Here is a 20,667-nt window from a genome sequence, read left to right as displayed (position 1 = left end):
CCGCCGGACGGGCCGCAAGAGGGTAATCGAGTAAACGCTCGTCGACGGGGTGGGCTGCATCTTGCTGTCTGTTTTCGCGCGCCAATCTGTTTCGCTCACGAGGGCGGGTTGGAAGGCTGGATGCCAATGCGGGCTGGCGGCGCTGCTGCTGCTCATCGGCGCCGGCTCGGTGCATGACGCAGCGGCGCTGAATGAAACCCACACCCTCTCCTTCCACCACACCCATTCCGGCGAGGACCTGACGGTCACCTTCAAGCGCGAGGGCCGCTATGACGAAGACGCGCTGAAGAAGCTCAATCACTTCCTCCGCGACTGGCGTACCCAGGACGAGACGGTCATGGACCGCCGCCTGTTCGACATCCTCTGGGAAGTCTATCGCGACGTCGACGCCAAGCAGCCGATCCAGATCATCTCGTCGTACCGGTCGCCCGCCACCAATTCGATGCTGCGCCGTCGCTCGGCGCATTCCGGTGTGGCGCGGCACAGCCAGCACATGCTGGGCCACGCGATGGATTTCTACATTCCCAACGTGCCGCTGGAGCAGATCCGCTTCGCCGGCCTGCGCCTGCAGCGCGGCGGTGTCGGCTTCTATCCGACCTCCGGCTCGCCTTTCGTGCACCTCGACACCGGCAACATCCGGCACTGGCCGCGGATGACGGCTGACCAGCTTGCCCGCGTCTTCCCGGACGGAAAGACCGTTCACGTGCCGAGCAACGGCGTTCCGCTCAAGGGCTATGAGCTGGCGAAGGCCGAGATCGAGAAACGCGGCAATGGCGATGACGCGTCGTCCAGCCGCCCCAACCTGTTTGCACGGCTGTTCCGCGGTCGTCCGAGCGAGGATGACGACGAGTCTGGCGAGAGCGAGAGCAAGGCCGACGCCAAGCCGGTCCAAACCGCGGCACTCGCCGCCAAGCCGGCTGACAAGAGCTCCGACAAGGACAGCCGGACCGCCGAGCGAGCGGTGGACAGCAAAGCCGCCACCGCGCGTGGCAAGATCGCCAATGCGCTGCAGTTGGCCTCCGCGGATGCGCAATCTGCCGCTCAGCCCGTGGCGACCAGGCCCGAGACGAAGTCCGAAACGACGGGTGCTGTCGGCAGCAAATCCAGGGACGGCGCGCCGCAGAGCGTCGCCGACATCATCAATTCGCGCGGCTTCTGGGGTGACAATCCTGGGACGCCGAAGCAGGCAACCCCCGAGCAGGTTGCCGCGATCACGGCGCGCCGTGCGCTGTCGTCGATCGATCAGCAACAGACCGCGAGCCTGATGCAGGCCATGGCCTTCGCGCCCCCGGCCTCCTCTCCGCTCGATCGCGCCAATGCCGCCTCCACGACCGCCATCCCGGTGCGAAACTCCCGCCCGGCGACCCGCAGCGTCACGCCGGCGCCGGAGCCCGCCCCGGTGGCCGCGAAGAACGGGCAAGGTCAGGACGGCGCCATCACGATGGCGACGCGAATCTCCGCGGCCAAGGGCCCCGATTCGACCTGGATGCGGGCCATCATGCTGACGCCGAGCGCATCGTCATCGATGTCCGTGACGAAAATGGGCGAGGTCGACCTCACCGTGATGCGCAGCTATTTCGTCAAGCCGCAGGTCGCGCTGGCGATGAGCTTCGCCGCCGAGCCGACGCCGGGACTGAGCTATGACCAGTTCACAGGGCCGGCGATCATCAAGCTCGAAACCAAATCCTTCGCCATGCGCGCGGCAGCCTTGCGCTGACGCCGAGGCGGCCGGCTTCGTCGTTCTCCTCAGCATTGACGCGTTTGGAGTGCGGCGTCGATCGCCGCAGCACGCGCATGCCGCCGGCGCGCCGAGCCGAATCGCGAGAAAGCGAATGCCCCGTCAGGGGCCGGCGGAGGTCTCCTGCTGGTGAGCGAGGCCGGCTGCTCAGATCATTCCGAGCGCCTGCATATAGGTCTCGAGGATGCTTTCCTCTTCCTGGCGCTCGTTCGGGTCCTGCTTGCGCAGCCGGATGATCGTGCGCAGCGCCTTGACGTCGAAGCCATTGCCCTTGCTCTCGGCGTAGACGTCCTTGATGTCTTCGGAGATCGCCTTCTTCTCCTCCTCGAGACGCTCGATCCGCTCGATGATCGACTTGAGCTGGTCTACGGCAAAGCGGGTCGCGGGCGAGTCGTCGTCCTTCGCGGCGGCGGAGGTGGCCATCTGATACTCCTGAGTGGAACTCTGTGTCCAAGGAAGGCGCCAAAGGGCGCTGCGTGTTCGCCGCGACCCTCAAATCTGGCGTGCCCTGCGTCAAGGCGACATCGACCTCATCCACAGAGCGCCCACATCTTGTTGGCCTGCGCAGCGTCAAGCCCGCGCAAGCCGCCCGCGCCACTTGTGTTTCGTCGCCATCGCGCGCAGCACCCGATTCGCCGTTCGAAGCCCCTGCCAAGTCTGGACTCGCGCGCGCAGGGCAACACAGCGCATCTCCTGCGCGCTCGTTCCGGATTCAGTGGCCCGGATGCGCCTTCTTGAACGCTTCGTGCTGCTCGGCGCTCGCCTCGCGCTGGTACTTCGCCTTCCATTGCTCGTAGGGCATGCCATAGACCGCCTCGCGGCTCTCGTCCCTGGTCATTGGTGCCCCCTGGGCGTCGGCGGCGTCCTTCAGCCAGTTGGAGAGGCAGTTGCGGCAGAAGCCTGCCAGATTCATCAGATCGATGTTCTGAACGTCGGTTCTGGTCCGCAGATGCTCGACAAGCCGGCGAAAGGCGGCGGCTTCGAGCTCGGTCCGGGTGGTGCTGTCCATCGTCATCTCTTTGTTCCCTGTTCCGCGCCGTGACGGATGTCTGCTATATAATGAGGCTTCGTCGCAGATTTGGCCATATCGCAGCACCGTCAGGAGGAGCGAGGCGCTGGATCGCAGCGGCTTCGCACGAGATCGTCATGGCGTTGATAGCCGCAGCCAAGCCCAGCGACATCGTTCAACGGTTGATATAGCGTCGCGCAATGATCCCGAAAATCTCCTCTCTCTTGCATCGCAATCCCTTCCGCCCCGGTTACGGACTGCTTTCGCTGCTTGGGTTGGCCGCGCTCTGCCTGTGGTCGTCCCCGGCGGCCGCCGATTTTCGGCTCTGCAACAACACCTCCAGCCGGGTCGGGATCGCCCTCGGCTACAAGGACGCCGAAGGTTGGACCACGGAAGGCTGGTGGAACGTGTCGTCACGCAGCTGCGAGACACTGCTCAAGGGCACGCTGGTGGCGCGCTATTATTACATCTATGCGCTGGACTATGACCGCGGCGGTGAATGGTCGGGACAGGCCTTCATGTGCTCGCGTGACAAGGAATTCACCATCAAGGGCACCGACAATTGCCTGGCCCGAGGCTTCGACCGCACCGGCTTCTTCGAGGTCGACACCGGCGACCAGCGTGCCTGGACCGTGCAGCTCACGGAAGCCAATGAGCAGCCGGCGCAGCAGCGCGTTCCAGGTATCCCGGGCACGCTCGGGCCCGGAGGCAACGTCCCCGGTCTGCCGAATGGGCCGCAGGGCACGCCGCCGGCGGCCGCGCCGGCCCTGCCGCCAGGACAAGCACCCAAGCCATGAGGCGGCTGCGACGCATCAAGATCCTCGCCACGCTCGGTCCCGCCTCCTCGGACAGCACGATGATTCGCAAGCTGTTCGAGGCCGGAGCCGACATCTTCAGGATCAACATGAGCCACACCTCGCACGACAAGCTGCGGGAGCTGGTGGCCACGATCCGCAGCGTGGAGGCGAGCTACGGCCGCCCGATCGGCATTCTGGTCGACCTCCAGGGCCCGAAGCTCAGGCTCGGCACCTTCGCCGAGGGGCCGGTTCAGCTCAACAACGGCCAGAGCTTCGTGCTCGATTCGGACAAGACGCCGGGCGATGTGACGCGGGTCCACCTGCCGCATCCGGAAATCCTGGCCGCCCTGCAGCCGGGACATGCGCTGCTGCTGGATGACGGCAAGGTGAGGCTGATCGCCGAGGAGACCTCGCCGACCCGCGCCGTCACCCGGGTCGTGATCGGCGGCAGGATGTCCGACCGCAAGGGCGTGAGCCTGCCGGACACCGACCTGCCGGTCTCGGCGATGACGCCGAAGGACCGCGCCGACCTCGATGCAGCCTTGAACATCGGCATCGACTGGATCGCGCTATCCTTCGTGCAGCGCGCCGACGACGTGCTGGAAGCCAAGAAGATCATCCGCGGCCGCGCCGCGGTGATGTCCAAGATCGAGAAGCCGCAGGCGATCGACCGGCTCAACGACATCATCGATGTCTCCGATGCCTTGATGGTGGCGCGCGGCGATCTCGGCGTCGAGCTGCCGCTGGAGCGCGTGCCCGGACTGCAGAAGCAGATGACCCGGCTGGCGCGCCGCGCCGGCAAGCCGGTGGTGGTGGCGACGCAGATGCTGGAATCGATGATCCAGTCGCCGGTGCCGACCCGCGCCGAGGTCTCCGACGTCGCCACCGCCGTCTATGAAGGCGCCGACGCCATCATGCTGTCGGCCGAGTCGGCCGCCGGCAAATACCCGGTCGAGGCGGTCTCGACCATGAACCGCATTGGCGAGGAGGTCGAGCGCGACGTGGTCTATCGCTCGGTGATCGCGGCGCAGCGTCCCGAGCCGGAATCGACCGCGGGCGATGCGATCGCCGAGGCCGCGCGGCGGATCGCGGAAAATCTCGATCTTCCTACGATCATCTGCTGGACCTCGTCCGGCTCCACCGCCATCCGTGTCGCGCGCGAGCGGCCGAAGCCGCCGGTGGTCGCGATCACGCCCAATCTGGCGACCGGGCGCCGCTTGTCGGTCGTCTGGGGCGTGCACTGCGTGGTGGCCGAGGACGCGCGCGACCAGGACGACATGGTCGAGCGCGCCGGCTCGATCGCGTTCCGCGACGGCTTCGTCCGCGCCGGACAGCGCGTCATCATCGTCGCCGGCGTGCCGCTCGGCACGCCCGGCACCACGAACATGGTGCGGATCGCCTATGTCGGGCCGTCGAGCGACGCCCATATCTGAGACGACCTATTGGGTCGTATCGATCGCACCCAATCCGGCCGTGGACGGGGGCTTGAGCAGCGCGATCACCGGACAGGCCTCGATGGCAATGCCGGCGGCGCCAGGAATGCGCTCGCAGCCACGCGACGCATCGATCTGGAGGTCGTAGTCGGCGAGCACCTCGAGCCGCGGCGGGTTGTCGGCCGGGCTTCTGGACAGATACAGCGCCCATACGCCTCCCGGCAGCGGGGTGGCCAAGCCGTTGCGAACCCGGCGGTCAAGCACGCCGCCATGCACGATCGGCACCACGAGCTCGGACAACTGATAGACGCGCGAGCCCTGTGGCAGGAACGACGTGACGTAGCCGAGCGGCTTTTGCAGCAGCAGGAATGTCGCCGGACGCTGCAGGTTGGCCGCGAGCTGCGGCCGATAGGGGTCCGACCACGACCGCCGCATCCAGTCGGTCGGCTGCGACGCCAGCGCGATGCCGAGCGCGGCCATCACCGTGACGGCCTGCGTCATCCGCCGCGATGGTGACGCGACCGGCCCAGCGTCTGCACGCCAAGCATCGACCAGGCGGATGAGCAGCAGCACGATCAGCGGCGCCGACAACAGCTCGAGCGGCATCAGATAGCGCTGGATCGAGAAGGCCAGCATCCACAGGACGTAGCTGAGCCAGAAGAAGATCAGGAGGCGCCGCTCGCGCAGCGGCAGCACTTCACGCCGCTGCCATAGGCCGGTGACGATCAGCGCGATGAGCAGCACGATCACGACGGCGAAACGCGGATCGCGGAACGGCCATTCCGACGAGGGATGCTTGCCGATCACCCAGTAGAACGGATAGGCGAGCGCATCGAGCACGCCGGACGGCATGAAGCGCGTATCGGCGATCGAGATCTGCGGCGCTTCGGGCGAGCGGAAGACCGTGTTGTAGAATGGAAACAGCGGGCTGCCGTAGTCGCGCGCCATCTTCAGCGCCCACGGCCCCGCGGTCACGATCGCGCCGGCCGCACTGCCGGCCCCGAACGCGACGATCGCGCGCCACGGCCGCGCCACCAGCAGCAGCGACACGCCCGCTCCGACCAGAAACGTCGCATTGGTGAGCTTCAATCCCGTGGCCGCGCCGATCAGCAGGCCAGCGGCGACGAAACGTCGGCCGCGCTCATCGTCCTCCCCGAAGATCAGCGCGATGCCGGCGAGGATCGGAATGGTCGTGAGAATGTCGGCGAAGCTGGTGCCGACCTCGGACAGCGCCATCGGACTGAGGGCGGCGATGATGAGCGCGGCGCCGAGCGTGAACGCGTCAGCCGCGCGCCCGAGCAGCACGCGCGCGACCCAATAGACCAGCGCGAGATTGAGGCCGTGCAGCGCGCCCAGTGCGACGCCCCACCACGGCGCATCGAGCCCGTGGCGGACCGCGTAAGGCAGCAGGTAGATCAGCGGATTGAGGAAGCTCTGAAAGCCGCCGGGCGCCACATCGACATCGAAGCGGCCGTGCAGCAGCGCGAAGCCGGCATAGTCGTGATAGTTCTGCCAGTCCCAGTTGATATCCTCGCCGGCGAGATACGCATAGACGGCGCCGGCGGCGGCCGATCCGGCGATGACGAGGCGCGTCGCCAGAGGGTTGCGTGCAATCGACATCGTCCGAGGAGGCACCTGGAGTGAGGCAAGGGCGGCCCTCTCGCGGCGCGCCAGCCCCCACCATCGCCGCGACGGGTGAATCCTTGCTTAAGCGCGGCCTTGCCCGACAGGCATGGGTGACGCGGACTACGCGCCGACCAGGCTCCTGACCGGCAGCACGGCCTGCACGACGAGACCGCGCGCACGCGCATCCATGACGCCGACCGCGCGCAGCGCCAGCAGGGTGACCGCCTGAACGGTGTCGCGGAGTTTGGCAGGGTCGTCGGGATTCTCGGTCGCCAGCGGCCCCACCAGCGCCTCGTGCAGCGCGCCGAGCAGCGCGGTCGCGGCCAACTGGGTGTCCTGCGCCGGAAGGTGGCCGGCACGGACGGCCGCGTCGATCCGCGAGGCGATCTCGCCGACGATCTCGCGGCGGCTCGCGATCCGTGACGCCGTCACGTCGACGTCGACCGGCTCGGCCAGGATGCCCCAGGCGAGCTTGCGCTGCGACAGGATGTGCACTGCCACCGTGGATACCGCGGCAGCCAGGGCCGAGGACGGCCCAGGCGCCGCATCGGCGGCGCGCCGCACGGCAGCGAGCTCGTCGCGCGAGACTTCCGCGATCAGCTCCGAGATCAGATCGGCCTTGGAAGGAAAGTAGCGATAGACGGTGCCGGCTGCGACATTGGCCCGGATCGCCACCGGGGCGATCTGGACGGCCGACATGCCGCCTTCCGCGGCGGTTTCGCGCGCGGCTGCCAGAATCGCACTACGGCGGGCCGCCAGCCGCTTCACGACCTGATGGGTTCGCCGATAGACCATGGCGTTTCTCGTCCCGGACGCGCTCGTCCAGGGCACCCGGCGAACGCTGGTTCAGTGTTTTTGGAGGATCGACCTCACAAATGGCTGGGAAGAACTGAACACTTGTTCACGCGATAAGACAAGAGAAATCATGACCCTGTGCCGCGTGATCGATACGTCAGGCGTGCGCGAGCGCCATGCCGGCGGGCGCCGGCTGCCGACGCCACCACGAGCCGGCGCGCGCCAGCACCAAGCCGGCCATGATCAGATTGGCGGCGAGCCCAAGCGGAATCCCGGACAGCATGAACGTGATCTGAAGCGCCGCGATGCCGCCGAGCGCGGGCAGCTCGTAGCGGCGAAAGCCCTCGGCGAGGCCGATCCGCACCAGCCACGCCACGGCGATGGCCTGAACCATCATGTCGTACATGAACAGATAAGGCGTCGTCAGCAGCAGTCCGACGGCCAGCGCGGCCGCCTTCAGAGCATAGCGCACGGGGCTGCGCCACAGCATCACCAGCACGACCGCAACGGCCGCGGTCAGCACCCATTGGAAGGTCCAGCCGAGCGCTTCCGAGCCGCCGAAATAGCGCACCAGCGAAAACAGGCTCTGCAGCTTCCACCAGGTCGCCTTGCCCTCGGTCAGGAACGCCTGCGAGAACATCGGCAGCCAATGGAAGAAGGCCTGCCAACTCTCCAGCCCGAAGGCGAGCCATGACAGCAGCGCCAGCACGATGGCGGTGACGCTCGCAGAGACGAAGGCTGTCCAGCGCTGGGTGGCGATCAGCACGATCGGGAAGAGCAGGCCATATTGCGGCTTGTAGGTCAGCAGGCCGAGACAGATCCCCGCCAGCACCGGCCGCACCGGCAGCAGATAGAGTGTGCCGCCGACGAGCGCGGCGGTGAGGCATCCGTTCTGCCCGACCAGCGCGTTCGAGAACAGGGCCGGAAAGCCGGCTGCGAGCAGCAGGCCGAAGCCGCGGCCGACGATCGCGCGCATCGCGAGCGCATAGGGAACGAAGCTGGCATAGACCCAGCCGACAAAGGCGAGCGTGTAGGGAAACTGCGCCAGGAACGCCGCGACGAACAGGAATGGCGGCGGGTAGTGCCAGGCGAAGTAGCCCGGAAAATCCTGCCGCAGCAGAGCGAGCTCGACCTGGCGCTGCACGTCCCAGTCCCAGGCCAGGGCCGGATGTCCCTGCAGCGCGAGCTTGCCGGCCGCCCAGACATTGACGAAGTCCGTGGGAATGCCGAGCCCGGCCTGGTCCCAGATCCAGGTGCCCGACCACAGTCCGGCCGGGCAGAACGAGGCGTTGATGCAGGCGAGCGCAAAGCAGGCCGCGAACAGGCCGAGCGGAACGTCACGACGCTGCGATGGGATCGCGGCGGCATCAGGATTGTCGGCCATCTGGACCTCGCCCCGCGCTGCATGGATGCATTCCCGATCGAGACATAGGCGCGGACGCTTGAAGAAGGCTTAAGCGCGGGCAACGGCGCGCGACCACGGGCGCCGCACCGATTGTTTACTCGTAATCTGTATCGCAGGGGTCCGAATGCAACCAACGGCGGCAGGCCGGGGAGATCCCATGTTCGTTTATCGCGCTCTCATCGCCCTGCTCGTTTGCATGATCTGGCCGGTAACCAGCCGCGCCCAGGACAAGGGTCCTATCCATGTCTCCTCCGACGTCAGCTATGAATATCTGGCCCGCTGGGACGTCGCCCGGCTGAACACCATCCTCACCGTCGACACGTCGAAATTCGCGGGCGTTTCGGTGACCTACACCCCGGCCCGCAACGCCGTCCGGCTCTATCGCGTCACCTATGCGTCCGTCATCCCCGAGCGCGGCAACAAGCCGATCACGGCGAGCGGCCTGCTCGCGGTGCCCGAGACCGGCGAGACCAGCCTGCCGATGGTGTCCTATCAGCACGGCACGGTGTACGGGAAGCAGGAGGTGCCGTCGTTTCCGGAGCAGTCGCCCGAGACCCAGCTGATGATCGCGCAGTTCGCGGGGCAAGGCTATCTGCTGATCGGCGCCGACTATTTCGGAATGGGCATCTCGACCGAGCCAGAAGGCTACATGGTGAAGGCCAGCCATCAGCAGGCCACCTACGACATGCTGCGGGCGAGCCGCGCCGTGCTCGACCAGATGAAGCTGACGAGCGCCAGGCTCGACATCGCCGGCTGGTCGCAAGGCGGGTTCGTGACCATGGCCTTTCTCGAGAAGCTCGAAAGCGCCGGCGTGCCGGTGACGGCGGCGGCGACCGCGAGCGCCCCTGTCGACGTGTCCGTGGCGCTCAACGGCTTCCTCAGCTTCCCGCGCAAGAACGACGCCGCCTGGGTCAATTCGCTGTTCATCCTGTCGGCGTTCGCGTTCGAGAACTACTATGCGGTGCCGGGGCTGGCGCGCTCGGTGATCAGCGACAGCTACTACGATGTGGCGCGCAAGGCCTATGAGCGCGAGCCCTTCAACGTCGCCGACGTCCCGACCGATCTGCACAAGCTGCTCAAGCCCGACTATTTCGATGCGGAGTATTTCGCGGCGTCGGCCTACGGCCGCCTGGTCGCGCAGACGCAGGCCTATCGCTGGATCATCAAGACGCCGGTGCGCAACTATTACGGTGAGACCGACGAGGCGATCTCGACCGGTCTCGGCCGCCTGGCGATGACCTACCAGCAGGCGATCGGGGCCGGTAACAGCAAGGTCGAGGCGGTGTCGACGGGACCGACCAGCCATCGCGGCACGTTCGCGACCGCCGTCCCGCAGTGGAAGGCCTGGTTCGACAAGCCGTGATGCGCGCGGCGCCGCTGGATACGGTCCGCGGCGCAGCACCCCATCAACGAAAGACGTGACAAACAGAACGCGCGCCCACCGCGCGCGAATCGAACTGCCGCCGGCCCGACTCCGAACAAACGAAAAGCCCGGCTGCAAGCCGGGCCTGTCGTTTCTCTTAATCTTCCGGATCAGACGGGCTGACCGCCGGATGTCCGTTGCATATCAACCCTGGCTCACGCCTGAGGCTGCGGCTCCAGGCCCGGATCGGGTCGCGGCCGCGGTTTGCCGGCCGGCGGCACGGCCGACGCCCGCGGCGTCGACGGCTCGATCGCCGATTCGCGGTTCGGCTTCTTGCCCTTCAGGAGGTCGTTGATCTCCTCGCCGGTCAGCGTCTCGTATTCGAGCAGCGCCTGGGCGATCGCTTCCCAATCGTCGCGCTTCTCGGTGATGATGCGGCGCGCCTCCTGCTCGCCGGCCTCGATCAGGCCGCGAATTTCGGAGTCGATCAGGCGGGCGGTATCGTCGGAGATGTTGGTCGAGCGCGCCACCGAATGACCCAGGAAGACCTCCTGCTCGTTGCTCTGGTAGCGGACGCGGCCGAGCTTGTCGGACATGCCCCATTCCATCACCATCGCACGAGCGAGGTTGGTGGCCTGCTGGATGTCGCCGGTGGCGCCGTTGGTCACCTTCTCCGGACCGAACTTCTGCACCTCGGCCTCACGGCCGCCGAACATCATCGCAAGCTTCGAGACGCACCACTCACGGGTATGCGAGTGGCGGTCGGCCTCGGGCAGCGACTGCACCATGCCGAGCGCGCGGCCGCGCGGAATGATGGTCGCCTTGTGGATCGGGTCGTGGCTCGGGACGTTGAGGCCGACGATCGCATGTCCCGCCTCGTGATAGGCGGTCAGCATCTTCTCTTCCTCGGTCATGACCATCGAGCGGCGCTCGGCGCCCATCAGCACCTTGTCCTTGGCCTCCTCGAACTCGGACTGCGTTACCATCCGCTTGTTGCGGCGGGCGGCGGTCAGAGCGGCCTCGTTGACGAGGTTCATCAGGTCGGCGCCGGAGAAGCCGGGGGTGCCGCGGGCGATGGTCTTGAGGTTGACGTCCGGCGCCAGCGGCACCTTGCGGACGTGAACCTTGAGGATCTGCTCCCGGCCGATGATGTCGGGGTTCGAGACCACGACCTGGCGGTCGAAGCGGCCGGGACGCATCAGCGCCGGATCGAGCACGTCGGGCCGGTTGGTGGCCGCGATCAGGATCACGCCCTCATTGGCCTCGAAGCCATCCATCTCGACCAGCAGCTGGTTGAGGGTCTGCTCGCGCTCGTCATTGCCGCCGCCGAGACCGGCGCCGCGATGACGACCGACAGCGTCGATCTCGTCGATGAAGATGATGCAGGGCGCGTTCTTCTTGGCCTGCTCGAACATGTCGCGGACGCGGCTGGCGCCGACGCCAACGAACATCTCGACGAAGTCAGAACCCGAAATGGTGAAGAACGGCACGTTGGCTTCGCCGGCGACGGCGCGCGCGATCAGCGTCTTGCCGGTGCCGGGAGGGCCGACCAGCAGCACGCCGCGCGGGATGCGGCCGCCGAGCCGCTGGAATTTGCCGGGATCGCGCAGGAATTCGACGATCTCCTGCAAGTCCTGCTTGGCCTCGTCGACGCCGGCGACATCCTCGAACGTCACCCGGCCATGCGCCTCGGTCAGCATCTTGGCGCGCGACTTGCCGAAGCCCATCGCCTTGCCAGCGCCGCCCTGCATCTGCCGGGAGAGGAAGATCCAGACGCCGATCAGCGCGATGAAGGGCAGCCACGACACCAGCAGCGACACGAACCACGGCACGTTGTCGCCGGGCGGCTTGGCCTGGATGTTGACCTTGGCGTCGTACAGGCGCTTCACGAGGTTCGGATCGCTCGGCGCGTAGGTCTGGAACGACGAGCCGTTCTTGAAGGTGCCGTGAATCTCTGGCCCCTGGATCACGACGTCGCGCACATTGCCCTGATCGACCTCGGTCAACAGCTGCGAGAAGTTGATGTCGGTCGACGACGCGCGTTGCCCCGGGTTCTGGAAGAGTGTGAACAGCGCCAACAGCAACAGGACAATAATGACCCAAAGGGCGAAATTGCGCAGATTGGCGTTCATCGATTTTCCTTCGTGGTCGCGCGGATCGCGGCCGTTCGTCCTCGGACTCATCCCTGGGTAGCCACGAGGGAATCCCCCGGTCGACCATCTCGTAATCTAGGTACCACTCGCCGCAATGCCAAGGGAACTAGAAAGGACTATTTATCGCATCCTAGCCCGATTCCCGCTCAAAAAATGGCGCGGGAAAGCGCCGCCAAGGCAGGTGGTTAAGCGTCCGCGAAGGCGGTGAACCGCTTCAGACCCCGCGCGACCGCCGCGGCGGCGCGGGCGTGATGCGGATCGTCTCTCTCGTCATGCTTACCAGTGCACCAGCCAGGGTCTGTTTTAGCCTGCCCGGAGCAGACGTACCACCATCTGCGATCTCCGCAAGAGTCCGGTCCAGCCGCGCCAGCAGCGACTCTGCCTTGCCGAGTTCCACGGGACCTTCGGTTCCAACGCGGTTGATCGCGCGCATCAGCAGCCGCAGCCTGATTTCGGCTGGAAGTGCGACAAAGGCGCGCGCCTCGAAGGTCTCGCCGTGAATCGCGCCCACCGGCCTGCTCCCGGCCGCGCGCAGTGCAAGATAGCGTTCGGCGCCATCCACCATCAATTCGATCGCGGCATTGGCCCGTCCGAGCCGGTCGGCCAGCGTCGCCAGCGTCCGGGCATCGCCGCCCTCGGCGGCCAGAGCCGGCATCAGGGCGCGCAGCCGCGGCCGGGTGAAGGCGGGATCTTGATTGGTCGGATCATCTGCGAAAGGGATGCCGGCCGAGCGCAGCGTCGCCACCAGCCTGGCCTTGGCAACGTCGAGCAGAGGCCGCGCCAGCAACAGCCCTTCACGCTCGCTGAGCGGTGCCATCGCCGCGAGCCCCGCGATGCCGCTGCCGCGCAAGAGTCGCATCAGCACGGTCTCGGCCTGGTCGTCACGGGTGTGGGCGGTGACGACGTGTCCGGCGCCAGCCTGCCGCGCGGCGCGTGCCAGCAGGCGATATCTTGCCAGGCGCGCCGCTTCGGGAATCCCAGTGTCCGGCTTCTCATCGTTCCAGCGCAGGGTCCGGTGTGGAATTGCCAGCCTGCGCGCGGTCTCCTTCACCATGCGGGCTTCACGGGCGGACTCGCGCCGCAGCGCATGGTCGACCGTCACGGCCACAAGGCGCGGCCCCTCCGCGAGCCCCGCGCGCCACTGCGCCGCGAGCCACATCAGAGCCATCGAATCCGGACCGCCCGACACGGCGAGCACCAGCGCGGGCGCCCCCGAAAGCGGGGCGAACAGGCGCTCGGCTTCGGCTGCGGAGATCGCAGGATCGGCTTCGGAACGGGCCTTCGACATGGCGCCGCAGCCTACCCGCCCCGCCGATTATAGGCGAGAGGCTCCCCCTCGCCCGGGGACGTTCAGCACTTCACCCGCTTCTGCTCGCGATCGACGGTCGCCTTCACGCCCGCCGAGGCGCGCGGATATTTACGCGTCACTTCGCCGAACGCGGCGCAGGCGGCCTCCTTCTCCTTCAGCGCGGCCAGCGACTGGCCGAGCCGGAGCAGCGCATCCGCCGCCTTGCCCGACTTCTCATATTTCGTCGTCACGGCGAGGAAGACCTCGGCGGCATCGCGATATTGCTGACGCTGGTAGAAGCTCTCGCCGAGCCAGTATTGCGCGTCGCCGACCATCGGATCGTTCGGATATTTCTGGGTGAAGTTGCGCATCGTCTGCTCGGCCAGCGCGTAGTCGCGGCGCTGCATGTAGCCGATGCCGAGGTCGTATTCGTCGCGCGGCGTCTGCCGCGGCGGCGCGGTCTCCAGTCCGCCAGCGCCGGGAGCGGCGGCCGGCGGAGCACCCTGGGGATAGCGACCGCCCGTGTTGGCGAGAGTCGTGGGATCGCCGGCGGGACGGCCGGCGGGCTGGCCGCCACCCGGCTGGATCGGCAACTGGCCGCCGCCGAGCGCTTGCGGGGCGCCGGGAGCCGTCGGATTCTGGCTCGGATCGAACGCATCGCCGCGGCGGCCCCGGCCAGGGGCCGCGGGCTCCTGGACGATTTGCACCGGCGCGCCGGCCTGCGGCTGCGCGTAGCCCGGCTGCTGCTGGGGATAGGCCTGTTGCGGCTGGCCGTACGGCTGCTGGCCATATTGCTGCTGGCCGTTGGCCGGCTGAGCAGCCTGGCCGTAGGCGGGATTGGCCTGCGCCGGCGCGGCCGCGGTCGGCTGCGCCGCGGCGGCGCCCCCAGGTGCTGCGCCCTGCAGTTGTCGCAGCCGCTCCTCGAGCTGGCGATTGCGATATTGCAGCTCCTCGTTCTGACCGGTCAGTTGCCGGAGCTGATTTTCGAGCCGCTGAATCCGGATCTCGGGATCATCATCATCGGTCTGGGCGAGCGCCCGCGACGAAAATGCCTGGCACGAGAAAATGACGAGCGCGGCGAGGATCGCGGCGGCGCTCCGTGGAAGAAACATGAACGACATGCTGCCCTGACGACCAGATCGGCGAGACGTTGAAAACAGGCCTGTGAGCGTGGCTGTAAAGCAGAAATGCGACGGATACAAATGACGTTCAAGCGAAGAAAAAACCAAGTCCGGCCGAGACCCGCCGACAACAAACGATGAAGCCGGCGTCGATGGGCGACGCCGGCTTCATCAGCAACGGATTCGTTCAGCTTTATGAACTGGCGTTCAGGACCGTCACCGCACGGCGGTTCTGCGACCAGCACGAGATGTCGTTACAGACCGCCACCGGCCGCTCCTTGCCGTAGGAGATCGTGCGCATGCGGCCCTGGTCGATGCCGCGCGACGCCAGGAAGTTGCGGACCGACTGCGCGCGCCGCGCGCCCAGCGCAATGTTGTACTCGCGGGTGCCGCGCTCGTCGGCGTGGCCCTCGATCGTGAAGGAGTAGCGCGGATAGCTCTGCAGCCACTGCGCCTGCTTCTCCAAGGTCGCGATCGCCTGCGGCGTGAGATCGGTCTGATCGCTCTCGAAGAAGACGCGATCGCCGACATTCACGACGAAGTCCTGCTGGCTGCCTGGAGTCGCAGCGCTGGCCATCGCCCCGTCGGCCCCGGTGAGATTCTTGTTGGCGCAGGCGCCCATCGACAGCGCCACGGCCAGCACGGCGGCCAACTTCAATCCCTGGAGGATACGCATCTGATATTTCATTCCCGGAGCCTCCACGCTCACGTTCTTAGACTGCCATCCGGTCTACAGGGCGATGGTTAAGCGAACGTTCCGTCAACCTTGATGGGGTCTTGCCGAACCCCGTCAAATGCTAACGAAACCCGAAAAGCGACCGCGATGGTTAATGGGTTGTAAATGTGGCGCCAGGGTGAAGGCAAGCCGCTCAGCGCCTGCAGCAGGGCGCTTTTTCGCTGATTTTTGCATCGCTGCCACGGTGCGAACCGGCCGGACGGCCGAACTGGCCCCGATATCGGCCGACGATCAGCCAGCCCTCGCGACCGCGTGAATCCTGAACGAATCAGTGAAGGCGTCCGGCGCCGGACGATCGAACAGCATCCGTCGCTCGAACGCGCTCGATCGCATGAACGGAAAGCGCTGGAACACGCGATCGCGGATCGAAGGATAATGCGCCGCCACCAGGCCGACCGGCTTGGTGAGACCGGAGTAGAGCCGCGGTTCACCCCATGGTTCCTGCAGGAACACCTTCTTGTAGAACGCACGATGCTCGGGGCGCACGTTGGCGAGACCGATGTCCGCATTGAAATGGGCGCAGGCAACGTAGCCGAGCCGGACGGTCACATAGGGAAGCGCCGGAAACAGCCGCGCCTTCTCATGGTCGGCGACGAACCGAGTCGGGTCGATGATGACCTTGCCGCGATCGAGCTCGGGATGCAGCAGGTCGGCGAACATGTCCGAGGACAGCGATCGGCGCCATTGCGAGTTCAGCACGCTGATGCGGATCGAGCTGTAGAGCTCGCCATTGACGTAGACGCCGAAGATGAAGCTGTTGGGAAGATCGTCATATTCGTCGCTGACGCGTTCGCTGGGCGACGGCAGGATGGCGCCTTCACGCAGGTAGGCGCGGTAGCGCAGCCGATAGATCTCGTCCTTGTCTTCAGCAGTCAACGCCAGTCGATAGTCCACGTTCTCCAGCACATCCGACTTCTGCTCAGCAACGGCACTCACTCTAGCCGCCGACTTCATCCGCAACCCCTTTTCACACAACTCCTACGAGCAGTATGAGCTTAACAGCGGGTTAATGCCGACGCAAAGCTTTCGCCGGTACAAAGTTAACGGCACGTAGAATCCCGGAGGCGTAACCGTGACTTACGGGATTGGATGCTACGCTGGACGATTGCTTCGGATCACTTGCGTATCAAATCGAAACGGATTCGCTTGGCATGCACGTGCGATGTTTCCGAACGATGCGACGTGGGGTTGTTACATTGCCATTCCCATACGAGCCATGCTCGGACCGGCGGGATGCTGCGCACAGAGCCGCCTTCAGCACTGGTCGGTCTTTCCCGGCACCACCGCATCAAGGCGGAGGTCGGGCGATCAAGCGATCGAACGTGTCCCGCCGGCGGCCGCGATCGCCCCGTCGCTCGAACGGCGCCCATGCGATGCATTCAGGAGCTGCCGGATGCGGATGGCGGGGACGGGCCGGCTGAACAGATAGCCCTGCGCCTCGGTGACCGTACCGTCGGCGCTGACCAGTTCGAGCTGCTCGTTGGTCTCGATGCCCTCCACCACCACCGACATGCCGAGATCGGCGGACAATCTTGCGACACCGCGCAACAGGGTCAGCGGCCGATCGCTGTCGATTCCTTCGAGGAATGAGCGATCGATCTTGACCTTCTCCAACGGGAAGTTGTGCAGATAGCTGAGGCTCGAATAGCCGGTGCCGAAATCATCGAGCGAAATACGGACCCCGAGCATGTGCAGCTGCGACAGCACATCGTGGGTGAGCTGAGTGTTGCGCAACAGCGAGGATTCGGTGATCTCGATCTCGAGCCGATGCGGCGGCAGCCCGGACACTTCGAGCGCGTAGCGGACCTCACTGAGCACATCGCGCTGATGGAACTGCTGCGGCGAGAAGTTGACGGCGACGCTGACCGCATCCGGCCATTTCATGCATTCCAGGCAGGCCTTGCGCAGGATCCAGCGGCCGAGATCAACGATCAGGCCCATGTCCTCGGCGACGGGAATGATGTCGACCGGCGAGACCGTGCCGCGCACCGGGTGGTTCCAGCGCAGCAGCGCCTCGCAGGTCGAGATCTTGCCGGACTTCAGGTTGACCAGCGGCTGGTAGAACAGCTCGAACTCCTCGTTCGCCAGCGCCTTGCGCAGGTCGAGCTCGAGGATGCGGCGTGCTTCCACCGTCTGGGCGAGTTCATCGCGGAAGAAGCAGAAGGTGCCGCGTCCCTCCGCCTTGGCGCGATACAGCGCCATGTCGGCATTCTTCAGCAGGGTGTCGGCGCTGATCCCCGGCGCGGTCATGGCGATGCCGACACTGGCGCCGATCTCGACCAGGTGATTGTCGATCTTGTAGCGCTCGCTGAGCTGGTCGACGATCCGGCGCGCCAGCATCGCCGCGTCGTCGTTGGAGCGGATGTTGCGCTGGAACACCACGAACTCGTCGCCGCCGAAGCGCGCGACGAAGTCTTCAGGACGCAGCATGTCGCGCAGCCGCTCGGAGACCGCGCAGAGCAGTTGATCGCCGCAGGGGTGGCCGAGCGTGTCGTTGACCTGCTTGAAGCGGTCGAGATCGACGAACAGCAGCGCGGACAATTCGCCGTGCCGCTGCGGAATCCTGAGCAGCCGTTCGATCTCGTCGCGGAAGCTGACGCGGTTCGGCAAGGTCGTGAGCTCGTCGTAGCGCGCCAGATGCGAGATGCGCGCCTCGGCATGCCGGCGCTCGGTGATGTCCTCGAGCAGGACCACGGCGCCGCCGTCGGCCATCGGCTGGAAGGTCCAGGACAGCGACCGGTCGCGCGCGACGTCGGGATCGCTGGTAATGACATTATGGGTCTTGGTGTGCTCGATCTCGGCCAGGATCAGCCGGCCGCTCGAAGCGGAGATCGAGCCTGCAATCACGCAGGCGTTGATGATGTCGGCCGCCTTGCCGCCACGCTGCAGGATGTCATCCGGCAGGCTCATCATCTGGCCGAAGCGATGGTTCATCACGGCCAGACGCCCGTCGGAGCGGAACATGCACAGGCCGTGCGGCATGTTGTTCAGAGCCGTATCGAACTGCTTGGCCAGTGCGGCCTCGCTTTCGCGCGCCACGAAGGCCTGGACGAAGATCCGCTGCAGGTTGGTCGAGATGTGTTTCAGCGACACGAAGAACAGGACGCAGAACGCCGCCATGCCCAGGTAATAAGGGCTGCCGTGGATCGCGAGGGCCACTGCGAGCGGTCCGCAGGCGAGCAGGATCTGGACGTGGAAGATCCAGGGCCGCCCGTAGGTCCGGCCCGCGCCCGCCGACATGTAGCAGAGCGTCACCGTGATCGCGATCAGGTGCACCACCGGGTCGCTGTTGTCGACCAGGGCGACCACGCACCAGACGCCGAGCACCAGCGCATAGATCATGGCGCCGATCTGGTAGCGAACCTCCCAGCGCTCGACCGCCTCCTGCGTGAGGCGGCCGTTGTCGCACAGGCTTCGATAGTAGCGCATGTCGAGCGAACGGAACGCCCCTGCGATGATCAGCATCGCGGCACACGGCCACAGATTGACGTCGCCGCTCTTGATCGCGGTCATGACGGCGGCGACGGCGGCGCAGAGTGCGCCGGCGAACATCGGGCCGGGATCCTGGAAGAGGGAGTCGACGAGAGCCGCCTGGATCGCAGGCGACAACTTTCGATCGTCTTCTCCGTTCTGAGTGGCAAGCTGCATTCGTGCGCACGCGTCCTGTTCGGTGCACAAACATTACCGCTCGCAGGTGAAGTCTTTCTGAGGGAACATCGTTAGCGGAGCGTTTCCGCGTTCGCGAAGTGCACGAATTCGCTCGAAAATTCAGAGAACTAGGCAAACACTACCCGGCTACTACAACTAATAGTTCTGCCTTTCCATAGAACACGCATCGCGCGACTGGAAAAATCGCGTCCACCACGACGTGAGCGGGCCCAGAGGCTCGCTCCATCACGACAGCAGCGGCGACCAAGCCGGATCCGAGGCGAAGCCCGGCGTCGGCACCTTCTGCTCGAAGCGGCCGGAGACGTCGATCGAATATAGCGAAGGACCAGCGGTGCCGCCGGGGTCACGGAAGAACATCAGCACGCGGCCGTTGGGCGAGAAGGTCGGCCCTTCGTTGTGGAAGCCGGCGGTGAGGATGCGCTCGCCCGAGCCGTCCGTCTTCATGATGCCGATCGCGAATTGGCCGCCGCCCTGCTTGGTAAAGGCGATGAAGTCGCCACGCGGCGACCACACCGGCGTCGAGTAGCTGCCCTCGCCGAACGAGATGCGCTGCGCTGCGCCGCCACTGGAGGACATTACGTAGATCTGCGGTTTGCCGCCGCGATCGCTTTCAAAGCAGATCTGGCTGCCGTCCGGCGAGTAGCACGGCGAGGTGTCGATCGCCGGCGTGTCGGTGAGCCGCGTCGTCGTGCGCGAGCGCAGATCCATCACGAACAGGTTGGAGTTGCCGCCCTGCTGGAGGCTGAGGATGATGCGCTGGCCGTCCGGCGAGAACCGCGGCGAGAACGACATGCCGGGGAAGTTGCCGACGATCTCGCGCTGGCCGGTCTCGATGTTGAACAGATAGACCCTCGGGTCACCCTGCCCGAACTCCATGTAGGTGATTTCCTGGCTCGACGGCGAGAACCGCGGCGTCAGCACGAGGTCGGCGCCGCGGGTGAGGTAGCGGACGTTGGCCCCGTCCTGATCCATCAGCGCGAGCCGCTTGACGCGCCGCTCGGACGGGCCGCTCTCGTCGACGAACACGACGCGGCTGTCGAAATAGCCCTTCTCGCCGGTCATCTGGGTGTAGATCTGGTCCGAGATGATATGTGCGATGCGCCGCCAGTATTCCGGCGCCGTCACATATTGCTGGCCGGTGAGCTGCTGGCCCGAGTTCGGGTCCCACAGCCGAAACTCGGCCTTCAGCCGCCCGTCCGGCTGCCGCGTCGCGCGGCCGGTGACGAGCCCGCGCAGATCGAGCGGCTTCCAGCTCGCGAATTGCGGCGGGGCCTCGAAATTGCTGATGCGCTCGGGAAAGGCGGCCGGGTCCACCGGCGCGAACAACCCGCTGCGCTTGAAATTGTTGGTAATCACCTGTGCGATACCGTTGCCGACATCGGCGTCACCGGCACCGCCGGGCACGAATGGCGGAATCGCGATCGGGATCGGCTTGAACTCGCCAGGGCCGATAATCACACGTTGCGCGAACGCGGGCCCCGCGCCCAAGGCTGCCATGGCGGCTCCTCCGCCCAGCAGAACCTGGCGCCGCGTG

Annotated in this window: 16 protein-coding genes; 4 read left to right on the top strand and 12 right to left on the bottom strand. The window is 66.1% G+C overall.

What is annotated here, in order from left to right; all coding sequences use genetic code 11:
* Window positions 1-61: 61 nt before the first annotated feature.
* On the top strand, window positions 62-1,717 hold the full coding sequence (locus tag QX041_RS25125) for a DUF882 domain-containing protein (RefSeq protein ID WP_316166879.1): 1,656 nt from the start codon (window positions 62-64) through the stop codon (window positions 1,715-1,717).
* A gap of 168 nt (window positions 1,718-1,885) precedes the next feature.
* On the opposite strand, the gene QX041_RS25120 is transcribed toward QX041_RS25125, so the two are convergent.
* On the bottom strand, window positions 1,886-2,161 hold the full coding sequence (locus QX041_RS25120; RefSeq protein WP_008961835.1) for a DUF2312 domain-containing protein: 276 nt from the start codon (window positions 2,159-2,161) through the stop codon (window positions 1,886-1,888).
* A 289-nt stretch (window positions 2,162-2,450) separates the two neighbouring features.
* Window positions 2,451-2,753: a DUF1244 domain-containing protein gene (locus tag QX041_RS25115; protein ID WP_315717569.1), complete on the bottom strand. Its 303-nt coding sequence runs from the start codon at window positions 2,751-2,753 to the stop codon at window positions 2,451-2,453.
* 194 nt (window positions 2,754-2,947) lie between these two features.
* Here QX041_RS25115 and QX041_RS25110 point away from each other — a divergent pair, with 194 nt between their 5' ends.
* Together QX041_RS25110 and pyk are read left to right on the top strand one after the other, a co-directional pair.
* Complete coding sequence (locus QX041_RS25110) at window positions 2,948-3,544, top strand: DUF1036 domain-containing protein (RefSeq protein ID WP_315717570.1); 597 nt, start codon at window positions 2,948-2,950, stop codon at window positions 3,542-3,544.
* Window positions 3,541-4,977 (top strand): pyruvate kinase, encoded by a 1,437-nt coding sequence (gene pyk / locus QX041_RS25105; RefSeq protein ID WP_315717571.1) that lies wholly within the window; start codon window positions 3,541-3,543, stop codon window positions 4,975-4,977. Before QX041_RS25110 ends, pyk begins: the two co-directional genes overlap by 4 nt.
* Window positions 4,978-4,983: 6 nt before the next feature.
* Here pyk and QX041_RS25100 read toward each other — a convergent pair whose 3' ends face one another.
* From QX041_RS25100 to QX041_RS25090, 3 genes are all read right to left on the bottom strand, one after another.
* Window positions 4,984-6,597 (bottom strand): glycosyltransferase family 87 protein, encoded by a 1,614-nt coding sequence (locus QX041_RS25100; protein WP_316166877.1) that lies wholly within the window; start codon window positions 6,595-6,597, stop codon window positions 4,984-4,986.
* 126 nt (window positions 6,598-6,723) lie between these two features.
* Window positions 6,724-7,398, bottom strand: coding sequence for a helix-turn-helix domain-containing protein (locus QX041_RS25095; RefSeq protein WP_315717573.1), 675 nt, complete (start codon window positions 7,396-7,398; stop codon window positions 6,724-6,726).
* Window positions 7,399-7,555: 157 nt separating this feature from the next.
* On the bottom strand, window positions 7,556-8,782 hold the full coding sequence (locus tag QX041_RS25090; RefSeq protein ID WP_316166876.1) for a glycosyltransferase family 87 protein: 1,227 nt from the start codon (window positions 8,780-8,782) through the stop codon (window positions 7,556-7,558).
* Window positions 8,783-8,960: 178 nt separating this feature from the next.
* Between QX041_RS25090 and QX041_RS25085 the strand changes: the two genes are divergently transcribed.
* Complete coding sequence (locus tag QX041_RS25085) at window positions 8,961-10,166, top strand: alpha/beta hydrolase family protein (RefSeq protein WP_316166874.1); 1,206 nt, start codon at window positions 8,961-8,963, stop codon at window positions 10,164-10,166.
* A 215-nt stretch (window positions 10,167-10,381) separates the two neighbouring features.
* Here the strand turns inward: QX041_RS25085 and ftsH are convergent, their stop codons facing one another.
* The 7 genes from ftsH to tolB all read right to left on the bottom strand — a co-directional run bounded on the left by ftsH (window position 10,382) and on the right by tolB (window position 20,630).
* The gene (gene ftsH, locus QX041_RS25080) at window positions 10,382-12,298 is read right to left on the bottom strand and encodes an ATP-dependent zinc metalloprotease FtsH (protein ID WP_315717576.1); all 1,917 of its coding nucleotides are present in this window, start codon (window positions 12,296-12,298) and stop codon (window positions 10,382-10,384) included.
* Window positions 12,299-12,533: 235 nt separating this feature from the next.
* Window positions 12,534-13,607: a tRNA lysidine(34) synthetase TilS gene (gene tilS, locus QX041_RS25075; protein WP_316166872.1), complete on the bottom strand. Its 1,074-nt coding sequence runs from the start codon at window positions 13,605-13,607 to the stop codon at window positions 12,534-12,536.
* 62 nt (window positions 13,608-13,669) lie between these two features.
* Complete coding sequence (gene ybgF, locus QX041_RS25070; protein WP_315826697.1) at window positions 13,670-14,719, bottom strand: tol-pal system protein YbgF; 1,050 nt, start codon at window positions 14,717-14,719, stop codon at window positions 13,670-13,672.
* Window positions 14,720-14,921: 202 nt separating this feature from the next.
* Entirely contained in the window at window positions 14,922-15,416 is a 495-nt protein-coding gene (gene pal / locus QX041_RS25065; protein WP_172133860.1) for a peptidoglycan-associated lipoprotein Pal, read from the bottom strand.
* A 279-nt stretch (window positions 15,417-15,695) separates the two neighbouring features.
* The gene (locus QX041_RS25060; RefSeq protein ID WP_315717579.1) at window positions 15,696-16,418 is read right to left on the bottom strand and encodes an N-acyl amino acid synthase FeeM domain-containing protein; all 723 of its coding nucleotides are present in this window, start codon (window positions 16,416-16,418) and stop codon (window positions 15,696-15,698) included.
* Between the two features lie 354 nt (window positions 16,419-16,772).
* Entirely contained in the window at window positions 16,773-19,112 is a 2,340-nt protein-coding gene (locus tag QX041_RS25055) for a putative bifunctional diguanylate cyclase/phosphodiesterase (RefSeq protein WP_315826695.1), read from the bottom strand.
* Window positions 19,113-19,358: 246 nt separating this feature from the next.
* Complete coding sequence (gene tolB, locus QX041_RS25050) at window positions 19,359-20,630, bottom strand: Tol-Pal system beta propeller repeat protein TolB (RefSeq protein ID WP_315717581.1); 1,272 nt, start codon at window positions 20,628-20,630, stop codon at window positions 19,359-19,361.
* Between the last annotated feature and the right edge of the window lie 37 nt (window positions 20,631-20,667).

The sequence above is a fragment of the Bradyrhizobium sp. SZCCHNRI2009 genome, from assembly GCF_032485115.1.
GTDB lineage: Bacteria > Pseudomonadota > Alphaproteobacteria > Rhizobiales > Xanthobacteraceae > Bradyrhizobium.
Note: the sequence above shows the minus strand (reverse complement) of the source record. Positions and strands in the feature narration are given on the sequence as shown.

Coding starts and splice junctions, on each gene's coding strand:
- QX041_RS25120 (WP_008961835.1), bottom strand. CDS start 2,161: ATGGCCACCTCCGCCGCCGCGAAGGACGACGACTCGCCCGCGACCCGC.
- QX041_RS25115 (WP_315717569.1), bottom strand. CDS start 2,753: ATGACGATGGACAGCACCACCCGGACCGAGCTCGAAGCCGCCGCCTTT.
- QX041_RS25110 (WP_315717570.1), top strand. CDS start 2,948: ATGATCCCGAAAATCTCCTCTCTCTTGCATCGCAATCCCTTCCGCCCC.
- pyk (WP_315717571.1), top strand. CDS start 3,541: ATGAGGCGGCTGCGACGCATCAAGATCCTCGCCACGCTCGGTCCCGCC.
- QX041_RS25100 (WP_316166877.1), bottom strand. CDS start 6,597: ATGTCGATTGCACGCAACCCTCTGGCGACGCGCCTCGTCATCGCCGGA.
- QX041_RS25095 (WP_315717573.1), bottom strand. CDS start 7,398: ATGGTCTATCGGCGAACCCATCAGGTCGTGAAGCGGCTGGCGGCCCGC.
- QX041_RS25090 (WP_316166876.1), bottom strand. CDS start 8,782: ATGGCCGACAATCCTGATGCCGCCGCGATCCCATCGCAGCGTCGTGAC.
- QX041_RS25085 (WP_316166874.1), top strand. CDS start 8,961: ATGTTCGTTTATCGCGCTCTCATCGCCCTGCTCGTTTGCATGATCTGG.
- ftsH (WP_315717576.1), bottom strand. CDS start 12,298: ATGAACGCCAATCTGCGCAATTTCGCCCTTTGGGTCATTATTGTCCTG.
- tilS (WP_316166872.1), bottom strand. CDS start 13,607: ATGTCGAAGGCCCGTTCCGAAGCCGATCCTGCGATCTCCGCAGCCGAA.
- ybgF (WP_315826697.1), bottom strand. CDS start 14,719: ATGTTTCTTCCACGGAGCGCCGCCGCGATCCTCGCCGCGCTCGTCATT.
- pal (WP_172133860.1), bottom strand. CDS start 15,416: ATGAAATATCAGATGCGTATCCTCCAGGGATTGAAGTTGGCCGCCGTG.
- QX041_RS25060 (WP_315717579.1), bottom strand. CDS start 16,418: ATGAAGTCGGCGGCTAGAGTGAGTGCCGTTGCTGAGCAGAAGTCGGAT.
- QX041_RS25055 (WP_315826695.1), bottom strand. CDS start 19,112: ATGCAGCTTGCCACTCAGAACGGAGAAGACGATCGAAAGTTGTCGCCT.
- tolB (WP_315717581.1), bottom strand. CDS start 20,630: ATGGCAGCCTTGGGCGCGGGGCCCGCGTTCGCGCAACGTGTGATTATC.